General features: G+C 68.9%; 15 protein-coding genes. 10 read left to right on the top strand and 5 right to left on the bottom strand.

Annotated elements, in window-relative coordinates; all coding sequences use genetic code 11:
• The 4 genes from PV762_RS20275 to PV762_RS20260 form a co-directional block, all read right to left on the bottom strand.
• Complete coding sequence (locus PV762_RS20275; RefSeq protein ID WP_421036804.1) at nucleotides 1–1,137, bottom strand: YbdK family carboxylate-amine ligase; 1,137 nt, start codon at nucleotides 1,135–1,137, stop codon at nucleotides 1–3.
• Nucleotides 1,134–2,375: a cation:proton antiporter gene (locus tag PV762_RS20270; protein WP_421036803.1), complete on the bottom strand. Its 1,242-nt coding sequence runs from the start codon at nucleotides 2,373–2,375 to the stop codon at nucleotides 1,134–1,136. Before PV762_RS20270 ends, PV762_RS20275 begins: the two co-directional genes overlap by 4 nt.
• A gap of 299 nt (nucleotides 2,376–2,674) precedes the next feature.
• Nucleotides 2,675–6,058, bottom strand: coding sequence for a two-component regulator propeller domain-containing protein (locus PV762_RS20265; RefSeq protein WP_421036802.1), 3,384 nt, complete (start codon nucleotides 6,056–6,058; stop codon nucleotides 2,675–2,677).
• Between the two features lie 117 nt (nucleotides 6,059–6,175).
• Complete coding sequence (locus tag PV762_RS20260) at nucleotides 6,176–7,156, bottom strand: potassium channel beta subunit family protein (RefSeq protein WP_421036801.1); 981 nt, start codon at nucleotides 7,154–7,156, stop codon at nucleotides 6,176–6,178.
• A 200-nt stretch (nucleotides 7,157–7,356) separates the two neighbouring features.
• Here PV762_RS20260 and PV762_RS20255 point away from each other — a divergent pair, with 200 nt between their 5' ends.
• From PV762_RS20255 to PV762_RS20215, 9 genes are all read left to right on the top strand, one after another.
• On the top strand, nucleotides 7,357–9,132 hold the full coding sequence (locus PV762_RS20255; protein ID WP_421036800.1) for an alkaline phosphatase D family protein: 1,776 nt from the start codon (nucleotides 7,357–7,359) through the stop codon (nucleotides 9,130–9,132).
• Between the two features lie 144 nt (nucleotides 9,133–9,276).
• Complete coding sequence (locus PV762_RS20250) at nucleotides 9,277–10,557, top strand: FAD-dependent monooxygenase (protein WP_421036799.1); 1,281 nt, start codon at nucleotides 9,277–9,279, stop codon at nucleotides 10,555–10,557.
• 76 nt (nucleotides 10,558–10,633) lie between these two features.
• A complete protein-coding gene (locus PV762_RS20245; protein ID WP_421036798.1) occupies nucleotides 10,634–11,872 on the top strand; it encodes an MFS transporter in 1,239 nt (412 codons plus the stop codon).
• 72 nt (nucleotides 11,873–11,944) lie between these two features.
• Nucleotides 11,945–12,937 (top strand): Fic family protein, encoded by a 993-nt coding sequence (locus PV762_RS20240; RefSeq protein WP_421036797.1) that lies wholly within the window; start codon nucleotides 11,945–11,947, stop codon nucleotides 12,935–12,937.
• A 248-nt stretch (nucleotides 12,938–13,185) separates the two neighbouring features.
• Nucleotides 13,186–14,418 carry an ABC transporter substrate-binding protein gene (locus tag PV762_RS20235; protein ID WP_421036796.1) on the top strand — a complete coding sequence of 411 codons (1,233 nt, stop codon included), beginning with the start codon at nucleotides 13,186–13,188 and terminating at the stop codon, nucleotides 14,416–14,418.
• Nucleotides 14,419–14,507: 89 nt separating this feature from the next.
• Entirely contained in the window at nucleotides 14,508–15,383 is an 876-nt protein-coding gene (locus PV762_RS20230; RefSeq protein ID WP_421036795.1) for a branched-chain amino acid ABC transporter permease, read from the top strand.
• 22 nt (nucleotides 15,384–15,405) lie between these two features.
• Nucleotides 15,406–17,343: an ABC transporter permease subunit gene (locus PV762_RS20225; RefSeq protein WP_421036834.1), complete on the top strand. Its 1,938-nt coding sequence runs from the start codon at nucleotides 15,406–15,408 to the stop codon at nucleotides 17,341–17,343.
• A 34-nt stretch (nucleotides 17,344–17,377) separates the two neighbouring features.
• Nucleotides 17,378–18,100 carry an ABC transporter ATP-binding protein gene (locus PV762_RS20220; protein ID WP_421036794.1) on the top strand — a complete coding sequence of 241 codons (723 nt, stop codon included), beginning with the start codon at nucleotides 17,378–17,380 and terminating at the stop codon, nucleotides 18,098–18,100.
• A gap of 156 nt (nucleotides 18,101–18,256) precedes the next feature.
• A complete protein-coding gene (locus PV762_RS20215) occupies nucleotides 18,257–19,132 on the top strand; it encodes a DUF707 domain-containing protein (protein WP_421036793.1) in 876 nt (291 codons plus the stop codon).
• A gap of 209 nt (nucleotides 19,133–19,341) precedes the next feature.
• On the opposite strand, the gene PV762_RS20210 is transcribed toward PV762_RS20215, so the two are convergent.
• Nucleotides 19,342–20,112 (bottom strand): SDR family NAD(P)-dependent oxidoreductase, encoded by a 771-nt coding sequence (locus PV762_RS20210; protein ID WP_421036792.1) that lies wholly within the window; start codon nucleotides 20,110–20,112, stop codon nucleotides 19,342–19,344.
• A gap of 106 nt (nucleotides 20,113–20,218) precedes the next feature.
• Here PV762_RS20210 and PV762_RS20205 point away from each other — a divergent pair, with 106 nt between their 5' ends.
• On the top strand, nucleotides 20,219–21,205 hold the full coding sequence (locus PV762_RS20205; protein WP_421036791.1) for a LysR family transcriptional regulator: 987 nt from the start codon (nucleotides 20,219–20,221) through the stop codon (nucleotides 21,203–21,205).
• Nucleotides 21,206–21,232: the final 27 nt, after the last annotated feature.

The following is a 21,232-nucleotide window of genomic DNA, read 5'->3' as shown; positions in this document are numbered from 1 at the left end:
TCACCTCGCCGTCCCCACCGGCCTTCCCGCCCAGCGCTCGCATTGCTGCCGCACCAGCTCGTTCAGCAGCTGTTCCTTCTCCACGACCCCGCGCGCCCACGTCGCGTCGTTGCCCTGCCAGCGCATTTCCTCGCGCACATACCGCAGCGCCGGTTCCGCCTTCAGCGCGACCGCGTGCGGCTCCAGCGCGTGCAGCGTGACGTTCAGGTCCTCGCGCAGGCTGCGGTGCTCACCGCTCTTCGGATCGACGAAGGTTCCCTCCAGCCCGAACCGGCACGCCTGGAAGCGGTTGAAGGTGTAGGGCAGGTAGTCGTCCTCGTGCAGCGCGAACGGCTTGTCGTGCGAGATCCACCGCGCCAGGCACTGGATCAGCGCCGCCAGCGCCGAGGCCTTCTCGATCGTCAGCGGCGTGTCGAGCACCCGCACCTCGATCGTCCCGTACTCGGGCTTGGGCCGGATGTCCCAGTAGAAGTCCTTCATGCTCTTCACGACGCCCGTGTGGGTCATCTTCTCGAAGAACACCAGGAAGTCGTCCCAGGTCAGCACGAAGGGCGCGCGACCCGACAGCGGGAACGCGAACACCGAATTCAGTCGCGCCGAATGGAAGCCGGTGTCATTCCCCTGCACGTACGGCGATGACGCCGACAGCGCGATCAGATGCGGGATGAAGCGCGACAGCCCGTGCAGCAGTCGCAGCGCGTGGTCCGGGCCTTCGCAGCCGATGTGCACGTGCTGCCCGAACACCGTGAATTGCTTGCTCAGGTAGCCGTACAGCGACGAGATCTCCTGGAAGCGCGGCTTGTCGAAGATCCGCTGCTTGCTCCAGTGCTGGTACGGATGCGTGCCGCCGCCAGACAAACCGAGGTTGAGCCGGTCGGCGCTGCGCACCAGCGCATCGCGCGTGACCGTCAACTGCTCCAGCACCTGCTCGTAGTTCGTGCACACGTTGGTGCAGAGCTCGATCATGCTGTCCGTGATCTCGGGCGTGACGTCGCCCGGCACGGTCTCGCCCTTCATCACCCGCAGCAGGTCCTTGGACCCCGGCATCAGGTCGTAGTCGTGGCGGTTGACGATCTGGAGCTCGAGCACCACGCCCATCGTCAGGGGCTTGGAGATGGCAAACGGTTCGAGGCTCATTTCTTCGCAGCCTCCTTGACTGTCGTTTCAGGGTGATGTTCGCCGGCGAGGCGCAAGCCCCATTGCACGGCGATCGGTCCCACGAGTTCCATCAATGCGATCGTGGACAGGATGACCGGCGCCAGCGTCGCCGCGACCTGCGGATGGTGCAGCTGCACCTCGCTGAAAAGCACCAGCATCGTGCCGGACACCGGACTCAGGCACACCGCCAGCGCGATGCCCTGGCGGGCGTCGATGCCGCTCAGGCGCGCCATGCCGGTCAGGGCCAGCGCCTTCGCGACCAGGCGCAGCAGCAGCAGCGCCAGCGCCAGCACCGCACCCATCGCCAGCGCGTCCAGCGTCCACGCGGAACCGACCGCGACGAACAGCATCAGCACCAGCACCCCGCCCGCCGTGCCGAAGTGGCGCGGCCAGACCCACGGGCGTTCGGTCGTGTTGCGCAGGATCATGCCGGCCAGCAGCGGCACCAGCAGCGTCGACAGGTTCAGCACCCGCGCCACGCTCAGCGCCACCAGCACCAGCCCCAGCAGCATCAGCACCGAGTTCTCGTTGCGCAGGTCCAGCCGGCGCATCAGGTTCGCGGTGAGCCGCGCCAGGAGCGCGGCCACGATGATCGATCCGATGAAGGCATACAACGGTTGCGCGACGGCCTCCAGCCAGTCGCCCTTCTGGTCCAGCGCGAGCCAGCCCAGCAGCAGCTTGTGCGCGAGCACGCCGTAGATCGTGTTCAGCGAGGTCAGCGCGAGCATGCGTTCGCTCACCTGACCGGCGGCGCGCAGCTCGGCGCCGACCCGGCCGACCACGGCGGCGCTGGACGCCATCGTGAGCACCGCGCAGCTGAAGGCGATCAGCGGCGCGACGCCCAGCAGCATCAGACCGACACCGACGATGCCGAAGGAGGCGACGGCCTCGGCCGCGCTGGCGCCCAGCAGCGCCTTGTTGTTGCGCAGCCAGCGCAGGTTCACGCGCGAGCCCATCTCGAACAGCAGCAGCGCGAGCGCGAGATCGACGACCAGCCGCAAGCGCGCGTCCAGCGCGCCGTTGGCGAAGATGCCGTGACCCAGCGCCGCCAGCACCATGCCGACGACGCTGTAACCGACCACGCGGGGCAGGCCGAGCCGGCGGTTGACGAATTCGCCGAGCACGCCGGCGGCCACCATGGTCAGCGAGGCCCAGAACAGCCAGTCGGGCCGGGGCGGCCAGCTGCTGAACTGCAGGAAGTTCGCAAAGTCGTTCATCAAGACGAAGGTTCTCCTCGAGTCGTGGACGGCGGCCAGCGCGGGATCCGGTGGGCCGGGGAGCCCCCGATCATCGGGCCAATCCGATCGCCGCCGCGGCGATGTCGGACAGGTGCTGGCAGCCTTTACTTGTCGGCTTTACCGATTGCCGGTCATCGGCAACCGGGCGGGAGCGTCAATTGCCTTCTCCGCGCCGGTCTTGTCGCTCGTGTGGCAATCGGCGGTCCGGGAGGGATCCCGGTGACGGCCGTGCCTCAGGGTCAGGACTTGCCGGCGCCGATCCTCCGCGAGGATGCGGATCAGGTCTCGGAAGCGGGGGCCGGCGGCGAAGAGCGCACGACCGTCAGGCCGCCGCTCGACAGCCAGTCTGCCATCGTTTCACGCGAACGCTGGCGCAAAGCGCCCTCAAGGTCGGGGACATCTTCGCGCGGCGCGACACCGACGACACCCTCCCATCCGTTGCGGCCGCGGCGTTTGACCGCGTAGAGCGCCTCGTCCGCCAGGGCGATCGTCGCGGCCCAATCCAGCGCCCGCGGGAACGCCGGCGCGAGCGGGAAGGCCGCGAAGCCCACCGAGCAGGTCACGTCGACCGTCCGGCCCTTGCCGAGATCGAAGGGCGTGCCGCTGACCTGTCGCCGTGCGCGTTCGGCCAGTTCCGCCGCATGCGCCCGCGAGGTGTCGCGCGCGACGATGAGGAACTCCTCGCCGCCCCAGCGGACGAGATAGTCCGCCTCGCGGAACACGGCGGTCAGACGCTCGCGCATCTGCTGCAGCACCGCGTCGCCCGCAGCGTGGCCGAGTCGGTCGTTCAGCGACTTGAAGTGGTCGAGGTCGAGCAGGAAGAAGATCAGGTCGCCGTCGTCCGACGGCGTCGCGCCGCTGCCGTGGCCGTTGCCGTTGCCATTGGCGCTGCCGCCGCGGTCGCCACCTCCCTGTTCGTGGCGACGCACCGCGAGCGCCACGTCCGCGTCGACGTGCTGCGTCAGGAAGCGGCGGTTGCGTAGCCCGGTCAGGGGATCGGACAGGCTGGACTCCTCCAGCGCCACCGTCTTCGCCTGCAGGTCGAGCGACAGGCGCTCCAGCTCCGCCGTCCGCGCCCGTACCTTGATCTCGAGCGCCAGCTGCGAACGCCGCAGGTAGGCGGTCCGCAGGGCCACCAGCAGGTAGACCAGCAGGATCAAGGCCGCGCCGCCCAGCGTGCGCGCCCACCAGGTCTGCCACCACTCGGGCATCACGCGCACGGGAATGTCGAGCGCCAGCGGGCTCCACACGCCGTTGCGGTTGGTGCCGCGCACGCGCAGCCGGTACTTGCCCGGATCGAGGTTGGTGTACACGGCCACGCGCAGGTCGGCGCCGGTGCTGATCCAGTCCGGGTCGAAGCCCTCCAGCTGGTACGCGTAGCGGTTGCGTTCGGGTTCGCTGAAGTCGAGCGCGGCGAACTCGACACTGAAGCTGCGGTTGTCCGCACCGATGGTCAACCCCTCCTCGGGCAGCTTGCCGGCCGCCAGGCGCTGGCCGTCGACGCGCAGTTCGGTGGTCACGAGCGGCGGCTGGTAGGCCCAGGCTTCGAAGCGCTCGGGCGTCACCACCAGCACGCCCTTGCTGCCGCCGAACAGCAGCCGGCCGTCGCGCGTCTTCAGGTAGGCGCGGAACCAGCCGGTGCCGATGTCGACGCCGTCGGCGTTGGTCAGCTCGTAGTAGTGGTCCTTGGCTGGGTCGTAGACGAAGTTGTGCGACCAGATGCGGCCCTCGCCATCCTCAAGGAGGTTGGCGCCGAACGAGCGGCCGATCACCCCGTGCTTCTCGCTGACGCGTTCGAACGCCGCGTCGCGGCCGTCCCAGTGGGTGAGCAGATGCAGCCCCGCCGCGGTGTCGACCCACAGGCGCTGCTTCGAGTCGACCAGCAGTCCGACGATGGAGTGGTGGCTCATGTCCCGGCCCGGCTGGGCGCGCGCCGGGATCAATTCCGTGCCGCCGGGGGCGAGGCGGTACAGCCCTTTCTCGGTGCCGACCCACAGCCCGCCGTCCGCGGTCTCCGAGAGCGCGTTGACGTCGCCCGTCAGCGGCTGACCGCCTTCCTGCCGGAGCCGGATCGGCGTGGTCTGTGCCGCCGGGGCGCCCGGCGGCAGGCGGTAGAGACCGTCCTGCGTGCCGATCCACAGCGTGCCGTCGCGGCCGGCGAGCAGCCGCCGTGCACGGCCCGTGCCGGCCTGGATGACGCGCAGCAGCTGGCGGTCGCGGGTGTACTGGTGCAGGCCGCCGTCGCTGCCGAGCCAGATCGTGCCGTCCTTCATCTGGACGAGGCTGGAGATGCGGCCGCCCGACAGCCCGCCGCGCTGCCCCGGTGCGGGGCGCAGCGTGGCGATCGAGCGCAGTTGCTCGTCGAGCACGGTCACGCCGCTCTCGTTGCTCCCCAGCCAGACCTCGCCGGAGTCGAGCTGCACCATCGCGCGGGTGCTCGGATCGATCAGCTGCGCCTGCTTGCCGGCGTCGCGGCCGCGCACCCAGGTGCTGGTGTTGGCGGGGTTGTGACGCTGCAGCCCGCCGCCGTAGCCGCCGGTCCAGATCCAGCCGGCGCGGTCGCGCATCAACGCGCGGACCTCGTTGCCGCCGAGGCTGCCGCGGTTCAGCGGATCGTGCTTCATGGTCCGCAGCAGTTCGCCGCCGGCGACCGAGCGCAGTTCCAGCCCGCCGTTGCGGCCCAGCCAGAGGTGCCGGTCGTCCAGCGCGACGAAGGTATTGACCGAGCCGTTCACCGCCTCTTCGGCGCGTTCGAGCAGCGTGCCTTCGCCGGTCTTCGGGTCGACGAGGGCGAGGTCGCCCTGCTGCGTGCCGGCCCAGACGCGGCCGTCGGGCGCGACGAACAGGCTCAGCACGATCTTGCCGGCAAGACCCGGCTTGCCCGGCGTCGAGAACACCGGTTCGAAGCGGTCCGAGCCGGCGCGCTTGCGCGCCAGGCCCTTCCAGGTGCCAATCCACAACGCGCCTTCGCGGTCGATGGCCAGCGATTGGACGCGGTCGTCGGGCAGGCCGCCCGGCGCCCCTTGGCGGTAATGCTGGAAGCGGCCCTCGACCGGGTCGTAGCGGTCCAGCCCGTGGCCGATGGTGCCGATCCAGATCTGTCCGTCGCGGTCCTCGGCCAGCGCGCGGATGGTGCCGGCGGAGACCGCGCTGCGCGGCAGCTGAGGATTGGCGTCGGAGCGGAACAGCGACAGCTTCTCGCTTTGCGGGTCGTAGGCGGCCAGGCCGTCGGCCTCGGTGCCTATCCACAGGCGGCCGTCGCGCGCCACAAGCAGGGCGCGGATGAAACCGAGGCTGCGGGCCGAGCGCACGCCGTTCTCGATCGGCGCGCCCGGCTGGCGGAAGTTGTAGCCGTCGAAACGGACCAGCCCCGCGCCGGTGCCGATCCACAGGAAACCGGTGCGGTCCTGCGCGACCGCCGAGATGATGTTCAACGGGACGGGCGCGTCGATGCCGACCGTCTCGAAACGGGGCTCGGCCAGCAGCGCGATCTCCGGCGGCACGGGGCGGTCCGTGCGCTCCGTGTTGTCGACGCGTCCGGTGCCTGAGCCTTCCGGGAACGCCGCGACGCCGCGCGGCGCGATCGCCATGGCCGAAGCCAGGACCAGCACGACGGCGGCGCACAGACTCGGCAGCAGGGGAACGGCACGTCGTCGCAGCATCGCGCGGGATGCTAGCCGTCCTGTCGTCCCGAATGCGGCACTGGCGCGACAACCCGGCCCCGTCAATGAGGGGCTTGGCGGGCGGTCTGCGGACAAACCCCGAGGGGAGAGCCGCGCTTATTTCGCCAGCGGCAGCGTGATGGCGTCGATGCGTGCCAGGACCTCGGGCGTCAGCTTCGGCGTGACGGCGAGCGCGCCCAGGTTGTCCTGCAGCTGCGACAGCTTGCTCGCGCCCAGGATCACCGTCGACACGCGCGGGTTGCGGTTGATCCAGGCGATGGCCAGCTGCGCCATCGTGCAGTCGAGTTCATCGGCGATCTTGCCGAGTTCGCCGACCGCCGCGTTGCGCTGCGGTTCCTGCAGCTGCTCGCGCAGCCAGGACATGCTTTCCAGCGATCCGCGGCTGCCTTCGGGAATGCCGTTGCGGTACTTGCCGGTCAGCAGGCCGGACGCCAGCGGGCTCCACGTCGTCAGTCCCAGGCCGATGTCGTCATAGAGCCGGGCGTAGTCCTTCTCCACGCGCTGGCGGTGGAACAGGTGGTACTGCGGCTGCTCCATCACCGGCTTGTGCAGGTGGTGGCGCTCGGCGATCTCCCAGGCGGCGCGGATCTCGTCGGCGCTCCATTCGCTGGTGCCCCAGTAGTGCGCCTTGCCCTGCGTGATCATGTCGCTCATCGCGCGCACCGTCTCCTCGATCGGCGTGTTCGGATCGGGACGGTGGCAGTACACGAGGTCGATCTCGTCCAGCCCGAAGCGCTTGAGCGAACCGTCGATGGCCTGCATCAGGTACTTGCGGTTCAGCGTGTCCTTGTAGTTGACCGTGGTGCCCGACTTGTCGATGCCCCAGTAGAACTTGGTCGACACCACGTAGGTGTGGCGGCCCCAGCCCAGCTGCCTGAAGACCTGGCCCATGATCTCCTCGCTCTTGCCGAGCGCGTAGGCTTCGGCGTTGTCGAAGAAGTTGATGCCGGCGTCGCGGGCCGCGGCCATCAGTTCGACGGCCGAGCCGGTGTCGACCTGGTTGTGATACGTCACCCAGGAGCCCAGGGACAGTTCGGACACCTGCAGGCCGCTGCGGCCGAGTCGACGGTATTGCATGCTTTTCTCCGTGGTTGCTTCCCTGAGCGTTCTCTCAGAGGCGCGCAAGCGTAGCGGAGCGCGGCGCGACTGTCAGACGGCACGTCGAATGCCCCGTGACCGCTGTCGTCGTGATGTCACCGTGAAGCTGAACACTGTGCCGCGCACATGCGACTGCACGTGCTTCATCTTCCTTCCGCAAGCCGACCGCGCGCCCGACCATGACCAAGAAGCCCCTGCTGAACCTGCTCAAGAACGACGACCACATGGCGTCCTCCGAGCCCATCGACCACACCCGGCGCCACCTGGTGCGCGGCGCGCTGGCGGCCGGTGCCCTGGCCGGACTGCCGCTCGCGGGCTGCGGCAGCGACGACGGCGACGCGCCGCAGGTCGCGGTCGTCTTCAGCCACGGCGTGGCCAGCGGCGACCCGCTGAGCGACCGCGTGATCCTCTGGACCCGCGTCCTCGCGCAGGACAGCGCCGACGTGCGCGACGTGCCGGTGAGCTGGGAGGTCGCGAGCGATGCGAACTTCGCCTCGGTGGTGGCCAAAGGCGACGCGACTGCGCGCGCATCGAGCGACTTCTGCGTGAAGGTCGACGCCACCGGACTGCGGGCGGGCGTGCGCTACTGGTACCGCTTCAAGGCGTATGCCGCGACCTCGACCGTCGGCCGCGCGAAGACCCTGCCGACTGCCAACGTGGCCCAGGTGCGGCTGGCGGTGTTCTCGTGCTCGAACTATCCGACCGGCTACTTCAACGTCTACGCCGAGGCGGCCAAGCGGGCCGAAACCGACAGCTACGACGTGGCCGTGCACCTCGGCGACTACATCTACGAATATGGCCCCGGCCAGTACGCGAGCGGGAGCGCGCAGGCGCTGGGCCGCGTGGTCGAGCCGCAGAAGGAGATCGTCGCGCTGGCCGACTACCGCCGCCGCTATGCGCAATACCGCGCCGACGCCGATCTGCAGAAGCTGCACGCCGCGCTGTCGATGATCGCCGTCTGGGACGACCACGAGGTGGCGAACGACGCCTGGAAGGACGGCGCCGAGAACCACCAGCCGGCCACCGAAGGCGACTACGCGGTGCGCCGCGCCGCCGCCGTGCAGGCCTGGCACGAATGGCTGCCGGTGCGAGACGGCAGCGATCCGCTGATCACGTACCGCAGCTTCAACTTCGGCGCGCTAATGTCGCTGCACATGCTGGACACGCGGGTCCTCGCGCGCGACAAGCAGCTCAGCTACAACGACTACCTCACCGCGTCGGGCCTGGACAGCGCGAAGTTCCAGGCCGACATGGCCCGCACCGACCGCTCGTTGATGGGCGCGACGCAGAGCCAATGGCTGCAGGCGCAGATGCAGGCGTCGACGGCCACCTGGCAGGTGCTGGGGCAGCAGGTGCTGATGGGCCGGATGAACATCCCGGCGCCCATCCTGTTCGAAGTCACCCAGCCGGGCACCGGCGTGTCGGTGTCGCAGTACGCGGCGATCGTGGCCAAGGCGCAGACGAATCCGGCGAGTCTGACGGTGCAGGAGCAGGCGGTGCTCGCCGCTCCCAGCATCCCCTACAACCTCGACGCGTGGGATGGTTATCCGGTGGCGCGCGAGACGTTGCTGGGCACGGCGCGTCAGTTGGACAAGAACCTGGTGGTCCTGGCCGGCGACACGCACAACGCCTGGGCGAACGATCTGCTGGACGCAGGGAATCGCCCGATCGGCGTCGAGTTCGCGACCTCGTCGGTGACCTCGCCGGGCTTCGAGGAGTACGTGCCGAACGAGAACCCGCAGCAGTTCGCCGGCGCGCTGACGCAGCTGATCGGTCCGCTGGTCTATGCGGACACCTCGCGCCGCGGCTACATGACGGTGACCGCGACGGCAACGGAATGCCGCTGCGACTGGATCTATGTCAGCACGATCCTGAACCGCGAGTACACGGCGACCGTCGGACAGTCGCTGCGCACGTTGCCCGGCGCGAGCGGACGGAAGCTGGTGCCGGTCTGACGATCTGATCGCAGGCCGCCTTCTTGCTCCCTCTCCCGCTTGGGGTGAGGGTCGCACGCACGTCTCGGTGCCGAGGAGCCCGGCGCTATAGTCATCCGCAGCCGGCCGCCTGACGCAGCCGGCATCAGTTTCCGGGTCGACGTCATGTCCCAGCCTCCAGTCTCCGACGCTACATCCGCCGCCTCGCCGGCCGCCGACGCTTTCGATGCTTCCTTCGACGGCAATGCGCCGCCGCTGCGCCTCGCGGTGATCGGCGCGGGCCCGGCGGGTCTGGCGCTGGCGCTGCTCGCGGCCCGTTATCTGCCGCAGGCGCAGATCAGCCTCTTCGACGCGCGGCCGCTGGAGCGCGACGTCTCCGGCGATCCGCGCACCATCGCCCTGTCGCTGGGCAGCGTGCAGCTGCTGCAGCGGCTGCGCGTGTGGCCCGCGGCGCGGGCGCAGGCGATCCGCGAAGTCCACGTGAGCCAGGCGCCGCCGACGCTCTCCAGTCCCTGGTTCGGCCCGTCGGGCGAGCCTGAAGTCCACCTCACCGCCGCCGAGCAGTCGGTGCCGCAACTCGGGGCCGTGCTCGCCTACGGGCAACTCGTGGCTCCCTTGCAGGCCGCCTGGCAGCAGGCGAGCGCGCTGGAACCGAAGCGACTGATCAGCCGTTTCGGCCAGGCCGTGGACGGCATCAAGCAGGACCGCCCCGACGAGGTCGAGATCGACGCCGGCATCGCCGAACGTTTCGATCTGGCGGTGGTCGCCGAGGGCGGCGTGTTCTCCGACCAGGCGCGCAAGGCGCTCGCGCACGACTACCAGCAGAACGCCTGGGTGGGCACGGTGACCTTGTCGCCGGACAGCCCGACGGGCGTGGCCTACGAGCGCTTCACGCGGCGCGGCCCGCTGGCGTTGCTGCCGCTCCCGGACCGTGACGGCCAACGCCGCGCCGCGCTGATCTGGTGCCAGCCGCAGGACGAAGACGAGGTCGCCGGCCTGACCGATGCGCAGCGAATGACGGTGATCCAGCAGCAACTGCCGGACCGCGTCGGCCGGCTGCAAGGCATCGGTCCGCTGAAGTGTTTCCCGCTGGGCCTGAACGCCGAACGCACGCTGGTCGAAGGTCGCCGCATCCGCATCGGCAACGCCGCGCAGACGCTGCACCCGGTGGCCGGGCAGGGCCTCAACCTCGGCCTGCGCGACGCCTTCGCGCTGGTCGAGGCGCTGCGGCGCGATCCGCGCATCGACACGGCGCTGCGCCGCGTCGAGTGGCAGCGCGCGCCGGACCGCTGGGCGACCATCCTCACGACCGACTTCCTGGCGCGCACATTCGCCTGGCGCTGGCCGGGACTGCCGGCGGCGCGAGGTCTGGGCCTCGCCGCGCTGCAGGCGCTGCCGCCGCTCAAGCGCGCGCTGGCCGGGCAGATGATGTTCGGCCGGCGATGAGCCGCGATGCCGCGCTGTTCCGCCGAGCCCTCCTGCCTATCCTCCCGTTGAGCCGCCGCCGATCGCGCCCCTTCCCATGAGCAGTCCCCCGGGCGCGGCGAGTGCCGCCGCCTCCCTCCACGACTACGCCGAACCTGGCACCACCGCCTACCGTCGCATCGCGTTCGCGCTGTTCCTGGCGGGTTTCACGACCTTCTCGCTGCTCTACAGCGTGCAGCCGCTGCTGCCGCTGTTCGCGGCGGAGTTCCACGTCGGTGCGGCGGCCAGCGCGCTGTCCCTCTCGCTGGCGACGGGTGCGCTGGCGTTCGCGATCCTGTGCGCCGGGGCGCTGTCCGAGAGCATGGACCGCAAGCGGCTGATGTTCGCGTCGATGGCGATGGCCGCAGTGCTCAACCTGATCGCCTCGGTGGTGCCGAGCTGGCACGGCATGCTGGTCGCTCGGGCGATCGAGGGCCTGGTGCTAGGCGGCGTGCCGGCCGTCGCGATGGCCTATCTTGCCGAGGAGATCCACCCCAAGGGCCTGGGCCGCGCGATGGGTCAGTACGTCGGCGGCACGGCCTTCGGCGGGATGATGGGCCGCGTCGGCGTGAGCGTGCTGAGCGATGCCTTCGGCTGGCGGCCGGCGCTGTTCATCGTCAGCGTGCTGGGCCTGGCGGCGGCCATCGGCTTCTGGTTCCTGCTGCCGCCGTCCAGGCACTTCGTGCGCCGGACCGGCGTGAAGCTCTCCGAGCACGTGGCGGCGTGGCGCGGGCACCTGATGCATCCGATGCTGCCGCTGCTGTTCGCGATGGGCTTCCTGATGATGGGCATGTTCGTCGCGGTCTACAACTACGCCGGCTTCCGGCTGATGCGCGCGCCGTTCTCGCTGAGCCAGAGCGCGATCGGCCTGATCTTCTGCGCCTATCTCTTCGGCATCGCCGCGTCAGCGACGGCGGGCGGACTGTCCGACCGATTCGGCCGCGCGCCGGCGCTGCTGTCGGGCATCGCGCTGGCGATCACCGGCGTGCTGCTCACGCTGACGACCTGGCTGCCGGCGGTGATCCTGGGCATCGTGCTGCTGACGATCGGTTTCTTCGTCGCGCACTCGGTGAGCAGCGCCTGGGTCGGCGCGCTCGGCGGCCGCAGCAAGGGGCATGCGGCGTCGCTGTATCTGCTCGCGTATTACATCGGCTCCAGCACGCTCGGCGCGATGGGCGGATGGTTCTGGGATCACAGCGGGTGGGGGGCGCTGGTGGGGTATGCGCTGGTCGTGCTGCTCGCTGCCGCGATCGCGGCATGGACGCTGCGAACCCGCCAACGCGCGCTCGTTCAATGAGGCAGCTTTAGGTCATTTCCCGTCGCACCCGATTCCGAAGAATCCGGCCTCTCATGATCTCTGAGAGGCTCCATGCAGAACAACGCTGTCCTTGCCCGCACCACGCCGGCGACTCCCCGATTTCCCGAAGAAGACCTCCACTTCTCGCTCCCCGCGGACGCACGGCCGGCCGCGCCCTTCCGCGATGAGTTCCTCGATCCCGAGCCCGGACTCTCGCCGATGCGCGCCGGCCGATGCGCCTTCATCCAGGCGCTCGCCCGTCCGCTGGATCGCGCCTTCCTCAGCGAGTTCCTCGTCGACTTCACCTGGGCGTCGTCCTTGCTGGAGGGGAGCAGCTACTCGGTCCTGGACACCGCCACGCTGCTCGAATGCGGGGAGCGCAACCCGTCCAAGCCGATGGACGAGGCGGAGCTCGCGCTCAACCATCAACGGGTCGCGGAGCATCTCTGGTCCCATCGCGAATGGAGCGTCGACAACGTCTGCAGGATGCACGCGCTGCTGACCGACGACCATGGTCTGGCGGAGGTCTGCGACTCCGATCACTTCCTGCCGATCGAGCAACGCGGCAAGCCGCGCGAGTTCCAGGACATCCGGCTCCGCCAGTCGGCCTACCTGCCGCCCTTTCGTCCGGGCACCGGCCACGCGACTTCGCTGCTGGGCCAGGTGATGGCCATCGCCCGGACGCTGCATCCGGTGCAGGCGGCGTTCTACCTGCTGACCCGCTTGGCCTACATCCAGTCCTTCGCCAACGGCAACAAGCGGACCGCGCGCATCGCCGCCAATCTGCCCTTGCTGGAGTCGGGGATGCTGCCGCTGTCCTACGTCGATGTCGACAAGGCCGAGTACCTCCGCGGCATGGTGGCGTTCTATGAACTCGGCAGCGCTCGCGTGCTCGAGAGGACCTTCATCCGTGCCTATGCGAAGTCGGTCGTGCGTGCGAGTCGGGTGTCCGACGTCATGAAGGCGGAAGGCTTCGACGCTGACGCGGTCAGCGAGCATCTGGCCGAGTACGTCACCTCCGGTCGGCGACCCACCGGCAGGCATGCAGCGGCCTTCATCGCGTGACTGCCGCAACGCCTGCGGATGCACCGTCCTGGCGCGCCGCGTCCACACGTCCAACTCCCTGACACGACGCTGAACACCCCGATCGGGGTTTCCGAGTAAGTAGTGGCATGCGTGCAATTCGACACGCTTGATGCACCATGTGCCGAGAAAGCTGACGCCCAACGACGGGCCGTTTGTTGTCTGACGGCTTCCTCGTTGGCGGGTTGGCATTCCGACCCCTCATGCACAAAGACCATTCGGAGACAAACATGAAGTTCAGCGCGCGTTGGATCACCGCTACCGCCCTGGCCGCCGCCAGCTTCGCCGCCCTCGCGGCCGACCCGATCAAGATCGGCGTCTCGGGACCCTTCACCGGCGGCTCGTCGTCGATGGGCGTCAGCATGCGCGACGGTGTGCGATTGGCGGCCCAGGAAATCAACAAGAACGGCGGGGTCTTGGGCCGGCAGATCCTGCTGGTCGAACGCGACGACGAAGCGAAAAACGAACGCGGCGTCCAGATCGCCCAGGAGCTGATCAACCGCGAGAAGGTCGCCGCCACCGTCGGCTTCATCAACACCGGCGTCGCCCTGGCCGCCCAGCGCTTCTACCAGGACGCCAAGATCCCGGTGATGAACAACGTGGCCACCGGCTCGGTCATCACCCAGCAGTTCAAGGACGCACCCGACAACTACGTCTTCCGCAACGCCGCCCACGACTCCATCCAGGCGCCGATGATCGTGGAGGAAGCCATCACCCGCCGCGGCTTCAAGAAGGTCGCCATCCTGGCCGACTCGACCAACTACGGCCAGCTCGGCCGCGCCGACCTGGAGAAGGCGCTGGAACTCAAGGGCGTCAAGCCGGTCGCCGTCGAGAAGTTCAACATCAAGGACGTCGACATGACGGCCCAGCTGCTCAAGGCCAAGGAAGCCGGCGCCGAGGCCATCCTGACCTACGGCATCGGGCCCGAGCTCGCGCAGATCGCCAACGGCATGACCAAGCTCGGCTGGAAGGTGCCCATGGTCGGCAGCTGGACGCTGTCGATGGCCAACTACATCGACAACGCCGGCCCCGGCGGGGAAGGCGCGCGCATGCCGCAGACCTTCATCCAGGAACCGACCACGCCCAAGCGCCAGGCCTTCATCGTCAACTACCTGAAGACCTTCAACCCGAAGAACAGCCGCATCGATTCGCCGGTGTCGGCCGCGCAGGGTTACGACTCGATCTACCTGCTGGCCGCCGCGATCAAGCAGGCCGGCGGTACCGACGGCCCCAAGGTCAAGGCCGCGCTCGAAGACCTGAAGACCCCGGTCGAAGGCGTCGTGACGACCTACAACAAGCCGTTCACCAAGACGGACCATGAGGCCATCACCGCCAACATCCCGGTGTTCGGCGAAGTGAAGGGCCAGCGTGTGGTCTACGCCTACGACGCCGACTTCAAGGCCGCCTCCGAGGTCAAGGTCAAGGACGTCAACGCCAAGGGCGCGATGCCGCAGAAGAAGTGACCCCGTGAAACGGCCGCCTCGCGCGGCCGTTTTTCCGCGCGCCGTCCTCGCGACGGCGCCCTCGTTTCTCCCGCAGTCCCGGACTCCGTATGCAGATCCTGACCCAACTGGTGTTCAGCGGCATCGCGCTCGGCATGATCTACGCGGTCATCGCCTTCGGCTACCAGCTGACCTTCTCGACTTCCGACACCCTCAACTTCGGCCAGGGCGACGCGCTCATGCTCGGCGCGCTGGTCGGCCTGACCCTCGTCGGCCACGGCGTCAACTACTGGCTCATGATCCCGATCGTGTGCCTGTTCGGCGCGCTGCAGGGCGCCTTCGTCGAACGCATCGGCGTGCGGCCCGCCATCAAGATCAAGTCGGAGTTCGGCTGGATCATGTCGACCATCGCGCTGGGCATCATCTTCAAGAACGTGGCCGAGAACGTCTGGGGCCGCGACGACCTGAAGTTCCCCTCGCCGCTGCCGGAAGCGCCGATCAAGTTCCTGGGCGCCAACGTGCTGCCGATGGAGATCCTGGTCGTCGGCGGCGCGCTGGCGATGATGCTGGCGGTGGAGCTCTTCAACCGCCGCTCGATCTACGGCCGTGCCGTCGTCGCGACTTTCAACGACCGCGACGCCGCCAAGCTGATGGGCATCAACACCGGGCTGGTGATCACCTTCTCCTATGCGCTGTCGTCGCTGACGGCGGCCTTCGCCGGCGTGCTGATCGCGCCGCTCACGCTGACCGGCGCCACGATGGGCGCGGTGCTGGGCCTGAAGGCCTTCGCCGTGGCCATCATCGGCGGGCTGACCTCGGGCATGGGCATCGTCGTCGGCGGGATCATCCTCGGCATCGCCGAGACGACCACCGGCTTCTACCTGTCCACCGGCTACAAGGACGTGCCGGGCCTCGTGCTGCTGCTGATCGTGCTGGCCTTCAAGCCGGCCGGCCTGTTCGGCAAGACCGCGATCAAGAAGGTCTGAGCCCATGAGTGCCATTGCAAAGATGAACCCGAAGCGGCTGGTGGCCGGCGCGATCGCGCTGGTCGCGCTGATCGCCTTCCCGCTGGTCTCCGGCAACCCGTATTACATCCACCTGGTCGAGACGATCCTGATCTACGCGATCGTCCTGTTCGGGCTGGACATCGTGGTGGGCTACACCGGGCAGGTGTCGCTGGGCCACGCGGGTCTGTTCGGCGTCGGCGCCTACACGGCCGGGGTGCTGGTCATGAAGTTCGGCCTGCCGATCTACGTGACGCTGCCGGCCGCGATCGCGGTGACGGCGGGCTTCGGCGCGCTGCTGGCGCTGCCCGCGCTGCGCGTGACCGGCCCCTACCTCGCCATGGTGACGCTGGCCTTCGGCACCATCATCCAGATCCTCATCAACGAGATGGACTTCCTGACGAACGGGCCCATGGGCATCACGCTCACCAAGCCCCAGCTGATGGGCCACACGATGACGGAGGACGAGTACTACTGGCTGGTCGTGGCGATGCTGATCGCCTCGCTGGTGTTCGTGCACCGCGTGCTGCGCTCGCACCTCGGGCGCGCGTTCGAGGCGTTGCGCGGCAGCCCGGTGGCGTCGGACTGCATGGGCGTCTCGGTCTACCGCTACAAGGTCTACGCCTTCGTGATCAGCGCCGGCCTGGCCGGCCTGGCCGGCGCGCTGTACGCCTACTCCGAGCAGTACATCTCGCCCAACACCTACAACTTCGAGCTGACGGTCTTCTTCCTGCTGGCGATCATCATGGGCGGCCGCAAGACCCGCACCGGCGCACTGCTGGGCGCGGCGATCGTCGTGGTGCTGCCCAAGCTGCTCGACGACCTGGAACTGTTCCGCTACGTGTCGGTGATCTTCGCGATGCTGGTGACCGCCGTCACCGTGGTGGCCTACCGCCGCGGCAAGGTCGACCTGAAGCAGGCCGCGATCCCGGTGGTCGGCAGCATCGCGCTGGCGGCGCTGTCGTTCGTGCTGCAGTCGATGACGGACTGGCGGCTCTCGATCTTCGGCCTGATCACCCTGTTCGTCGTGTATTACCTGCAGGACGGCATCGTCGGCTTCGTGCGCAACGCGATGCACCTCAAGGCCAAGCCGGTGGGCGAGGGCGGTCCGGTCGGGGAGAAGCCCTCCGACGCGATCTCCCAGGCCGCGGGCGGTGCGGGCGCCGGCGGCGGCGGCGAGGTCCTCATCGACGCGCGCGGCGTGCTGATGCAGTTCGGCGGCCTGAAGGCGCTGAACAACGTCGACCTGCAGGTGCGGCGCGGCACCATCCACGGCCTGATCGGGCCGAACGGTTCCGGCAAGAGCACGATGATGAACGTGCTCACCGGCATCTACGTGCCGACGGCGGGCGAGCTGAAGTTCGTCGACCGCTCGCTGGTGGGGCGGACCTCGGCGGACATCGCGCTGTCAGGCATCGCGCGGACCTTCCAGAACGTGCAGCTGTTCGGCGAGATGAGCGCGCTGCACAACGTGATGGTGGCGCTGCACCACAGCTTCGGCAGCAACCTCGTGCAAGTGGCGCTGCACTCGCCGCGCTACACGGAGGAAGACGCCAAGGCGCGCGCGCGCGCATTGAGCCTGCTGGAGTTCGTCGGCCTGGCGGACCTGGCGTTCGAGGAAGCGCGCAACCTGCCTTACGGCAAGCAGCGGCTGCTGGAGATCGCCCGCGCGCTGGCGCTGGATCCGCGCCTGCTGCTGCTGGACGAGCCGGCGGCGGGGCTGACCGCGCCCGACATCAAGGAGCTGATGCGCATCATCGGCAAGATCCGCGACCACGGCATCACCGTGATCCTGATCGAACACCACATGGACGTGGTGATGGGCATCTGCGACGTGGTGTCGGTGCTGGACTTCGGCCAGAAGATCGCCGAGGGCAAGCCGGCGCAGGTGCAGGCCGATCCGAAGGTGATCGAGGCCTACCTCGGCGGGCAGGCGGCATGAGCGCGGAGCGGAACGGGAAGCTGGACGGACTCACATGCTGAAGATCGAACAACTGCATGCCGGCTACGGCAAGGTCGAGGTGCTGCACGGCATCTCGGTGGAAGTGCCCAAGGGCAAGGTGGTCACCCTGATCGGCTCGAACGGGGCGGGCAAGACGACGACGATGCGAGCGGTCAGCGGGATGATCGCGGCCAGCGCCGGGCAGATCACGCTCAACGGCAAGCGCATCGACGGGCTGGAGTCGTACCACATCGCCCGGCTGGGGTTGGCGCATTCGCCGGAGGGTCGCCGCGTCTTCGCGACGATGAGCGTCACCGACAACCTGCGGCTGGGCGCATTCCCGCGCTACACCGGCGCGCGTCCCAAGGGCGACGTCGAGGCCGATCTCGAGAAGGCGATGGAGCTTTTCCCGCGGCTGAAGGAGCGGCGCCTGCAGCTCGCGGGCACGCTGTCGGGCGGCGAGCAGCAGATGCTGGCGATGGCGCGCGCGACCATGCTCAATCCCGAGGTCGTGCTGCTGGACGAGCCGTCGATGGGCCTGGCGCCCATCCTGGTGGACGAGGTGTTCCGCATCATTGCGCGGCTGAAGTCGGAGGGCGTGACGATGCTGCTGGTGGAGCAGTTCGCCGCGGCGGCGCTGGCGGTGGCCGACTACGGCTACGTGCTGGAGAACGGGCGCATCTCGCTGCACGGGCCCGCGGAGAAGTTGCGGACCGATCCCGCGGTGAAGGCGGCGTACCTGGGCGGCGGGCACTGACAGGTCGGCTGCCGTTCGTATCAAGGTCGATACGAACGGCGACGATCGTGTCGGGGACTCAACGGGCCGGCCAAACCGGCGATACGCAGCACCGCTTCAATGGGAGGCACCGCGCGGCCCTCGCCGCGACGGCGCCCGCCCTCGTTGAAGCGACCCATGCCCTCTCTCGCCCTGCCCGAACGCCCCCGCCGCAACCTCGTGATCGTGCGCGCCGGCGACTACTCGCTGCATCCGCAGTGGGTGGCCGACCCGCAACGCAACTTCGACCTGCTGGTGTCGTACTACGGCGCGGTCGAGGGGCTGCACGAGGACAGCTGCGATCTGTACGAACGCCGCCGCGGCCCGAAGTGGCCGTGCCTGGGCGAGCTGCTCGGCGGGCATCCGCCTCTCGCGGAGCGCTACGACGCGGTCTGGTTGCCCGACGACGACCTCGCGGTGGACACGGCGACGATCACGCGGATGTTCGATCTCTTCCATGCGCACCGGCTGGCGCTGGCGCAGCCGGCGTTGACGCGCGAGTCGTACTTCACCTTCGACACGCTGCTGCAACAGGAGGGCTTCCTGCTGCGCTACATGGGCTTCGTCGAGGTGATGGCGCCGATCTTCTCGCGCGACGCCCTGAGGCTCTGCCAGGAGTCCTTCCATCACAGCCGGATCGGCTGGGGATTGGACTTCGTGTGGCCGGGCCTGATCGACAACACGGACCGTCGCCGCATCGCGGTGCTGGATGCGACGCCGGTGTGGCACACGCGGCCGGTCCGTGGCGGCGATCTCTACAAGAATCATCCGGACGCGGATCCGCAGGAGGACGAACGCCGCGTGCTGGTGAAGTACGGACGGGAGGCGTCGCGCTTCTACGCGAAGTACCAGTTCTTCGGCGGTGTGCGCGAGGTGCGACCGCCATGGGGACAGCGCCTCGCGCTGGCGCTGCGTGCGTTGAACGCGAAAAGGCGCTGGCGGCGCCGGCGCCGCCAGCTGCTCGAACGCGGCATCGTGACGAGCCGGAGCGGGGAGACCAGCGGGACGGTGTGAATCCGGCAGGCGCATGGCCTCTATCCGTTCCCGCGCGAACCGGAGACCGCCGTCGAGTTGCCGGACCGAGTTGCTGAAGGACTTCAGCGGCGCTACCCCGACTGCCTGGGCGAAGTGGTCCAGCGCGCGCGTGAGCCGCAGGCGACCTATGCACGCGCCGGATGAACCGCGGCGAAGGGGCGGCATGGCCGCCGCCTTCGCTCAAAGGATCAGACGAACATGCCGCCCGATGCTTCCACGCGCTGCGCGTTGATCCAGCCGCTGTCGTCGGACAGCAGCGAGGCGACGACCGGGCCGATGTCGTCCGGAAGGCCGGCGCGGCCGAGCGCCGTGACCGAGGCGATGAAGCCGTTCACTTCCTTGCTGTCGCGCACCGCGCCGCCGCCGAAGTCAGTCTCGATCGCTCCCGGCGCCAGCGTGTTCACGCGGAGGCCGCGGGCGCCGAATTCCTTGGCCATGTAGCGGGTCATCACCTCGACGCCGCCCTTCATCGTCGCGTACGCGCCGTAGCCGGGAATCGTGAATCGCGCCAGGCCGCTGGACACGTTCAGCACGCTGCCGCCGTCGTTGATCAGCGGCAGCAGCGCCTGCGTCAGGAAGAACGGGCCCTTCAGGTGCACGCGCATCAGCTCGTCGAACTGCGCTTCGGTCGTGTCGGCGACCGGCGTGTGCACGCCCATGCCGGCGTTGTTGACCAGATGGTCGAAGCGTTCGCGCTGCCAGTGCTGCTTCAGCGTCTGCTTCAGCGCCTCGGCGAACGCGGGGAAGGCGCCGCTGTCGCCGACGTCCAGCTGCAGTGCCGCGGCCTGCCCGCCGAGGGCGCGGATCTCGTCGACGACCGCCTGCGCCTCGCCCGCCTGGCTGCGGTAGGTCACGATGCTGTCGATGCCGCGGCGCGCCAGATGCACCGCCGCATTGCGGCCCAGGCCGCGGCTGCCGCCGGTGATCAGTGCGATCTTGGGGGTGGATGAAGTCGTCATGGTGGGCTCCTGTGGGGCGTGTGGATCGGATGCAGGCACTTTATTGATCGACGAATGGCGTATAAACCGCCTAAGTCTGATTTGACCGTTCGTCCAAGGTGAACAAATGAACGTCAACGCCGCCCCGGCCGAGTCGCCTGCCTCGCCGCCTTCTCCGGCGCCCTCCATCGACACCCTCCAGGTCTTCGTCCGCGTGGCGGAGCTGGCCAGCTTCACGCAGGCGGCGCAAAGCCTGGGTCTGCCGAAGGCGAGCGCCTCCACCGCCGTCCAGCGGCTGGAGGCCAGCCTGGGCACCCGGCTGTTCCACCGCACGACGCGGCGCGTGCAGCTGACCCAGGACGGCCAGTCCTGCTACGAGCGCTGCAAGGACCTGCTCGCGGACCTCGACGACATGCAGACGATGTTCCAGCCGGCGGCCAGCGGCCTGCGCGGCCGGCTACGGGTCGACATGCCGATGCGGGTGGCGCACGACATCGTCGTGCCGCGCCTGCCCGAGTTCCTCGCGGCGCATCCGGGACTGGAGCTGGAGCTCAGCAGCACCGACCGGCGTGTGGACCTGGTGCGCGAGGGCTTCGACTGCGTGCTGCGCGTCGGGCCGCTGAGCGATTCGAGCCTGGTTGCGCGACCGCTGGGCGGCATGGCGATGGTCAACCTGGCGAGCGCGGAGTACCTGGCGGCCTTCGGGACGCCGCAGTCGCTGGAGGACCTGGCGCGTCATCGGCTGATCCAGTACGCGACGACGCTGGGCCAGCGCTGCCCGGGCTTCGAGTGGTGCGACGCGTCCGGCGCGACGCGCTTCGAGCCCATGGCGGGCGCGCTGACAGTGAGCGACTCGGGCTCGTACACGGCGGCGTGTCTCGCCGGTCTCGGCATCACGCAGGTGCCGCGACACGGCTTCGAGGGGGAGGTGCTGGACGGCCGCCTCGTCGAGGTGCTCCCCCAGTTCCGGCCTGCGCCGATGCCGGTGCATCTGCTGTACGCGCACCGCCGGCAACTGCCTCGGCGCGTCCAGGCCTTCATGCAATGGCTGGCCGACCTGATGGCGCCTCGCCTGTTGCCGCTATCCTCTGCATCTCCGGCTCCGGCCGCCTGACCCCCGTCGCCTCAATTGCGTTCCGAC

It is taken from the genome of Mitsuaria sp. CC2 (assembly GCF_048957715.1).
Classification (GTDB): Bacteria; Pseudomonadota; Gammaproteobacteria; order Burkholderiales; family Burkholderiaceae_C; genus Roseateles.
This window is presented reverse-complemented; position numbering and strand designations above follow the sequence as displayed.

Coding starts and splice junctions, on each gene's coding strand:
- PV762_RS20275 (WP_421036804.1), bottom strand. CDS start 1,137: ATGAGCCTCGAACCGTTTGCCATCTCCAAGCCCCTGACGATGGGCGTG.
- PV762_RS20270 (WP_421036803.1), bottom strand. CDS start 2,375: ATGAACGACTTTGCGAACTTCCTGCAGTTCAGCAGCTGGCCGCCCCGG.
- PV762_RS20265 (WP_421036802.1), bottom strand. CDS start 6,058: ATGCTGCGACGACGTGCCGTTCCCCTGCTGCCGAGTCTGTGCGCCGCC.
- PV762_RS20260 (WP_421036801.1), bottom strand. CDS start 7,156: ATGCAATACCGTCGACTCGGCCGCAGCGGCCTGCAGGTGTCCGAACTG.
- PV762_RS20255 (WP_421036800.1), top strand. CDS start 7,357: ATGACCAAGAAGCCCCTGCTGAACCTGCTCAAGAACGACGACCACATG.
- PV762_RS20250 (WP_421036799.1), top strand. CDS start 9,277: ATGTCCCAGCCTCCAGTCTCCGACGCTACATCCGCCGCCTCGCCGGCC.
- PV762_RS20245 (WP_421036798.1), top strand. CDS start 10,634: ATGAGCAGTCCCCCGGGCGCGGCGAGTGCCGCCGCCTCCCTCCACGAC.
- PV762_RS20240 (WP_421036797.1), top strand. CDS start 11,945: ATGCAGAACAACGCTGTCCTTGCCCGCACCACGCCGGCGACTCCCCGA.
- PV762_RS20235 (WP_421036796.1), top strand. CDS start 13,186: ATGAAGTTCAGCGCGCGTTGGATCACCGCTACCGCCCTGGCCGCCGCC.
- PV762_RS20230 (WP_421036795.1), top strand. CDS start 14,508: ATGCAGATCCTGACCCAACTGGTGTTCAGCGGCATCGCGCTCGGCATG.
- PV762_RS20225 (WP_421036834.1), top strand. CDS start 15,406: ATGAACCCGAAGCGGCTGGTGGCCGGCGCGATCGCGCTGGTCGCGCTG.
- PV762_RS20220 (WP_421036794.1), top strand. CDS start 17,378: ATGCTGAAGATCGAACAACTGCATGCCGGCTACGGCAAGGTCGAGGTG.
- PV762_RS20215 (WP_421036793.1), top strand. CDS start 18,257: ATGCCCTCTCTCGCCCTGCCCGAACGCCCCCGCCGCAACCTCGTGATC.
- PV762_RS20210 (WP_421036792.1), bottom strand. CDS start 20,112: ATGACGACTTCATCCACCCCCAAGATCGCACTGATCACCGGCGGCAGC.
- PV762_RS20205 (WP_421036791.1), top strand. CDS start 20,219: ATGAACGTCAACGCCGCCCCGGCCGAGTCGCCTGCCTCGCCGCCTTCT.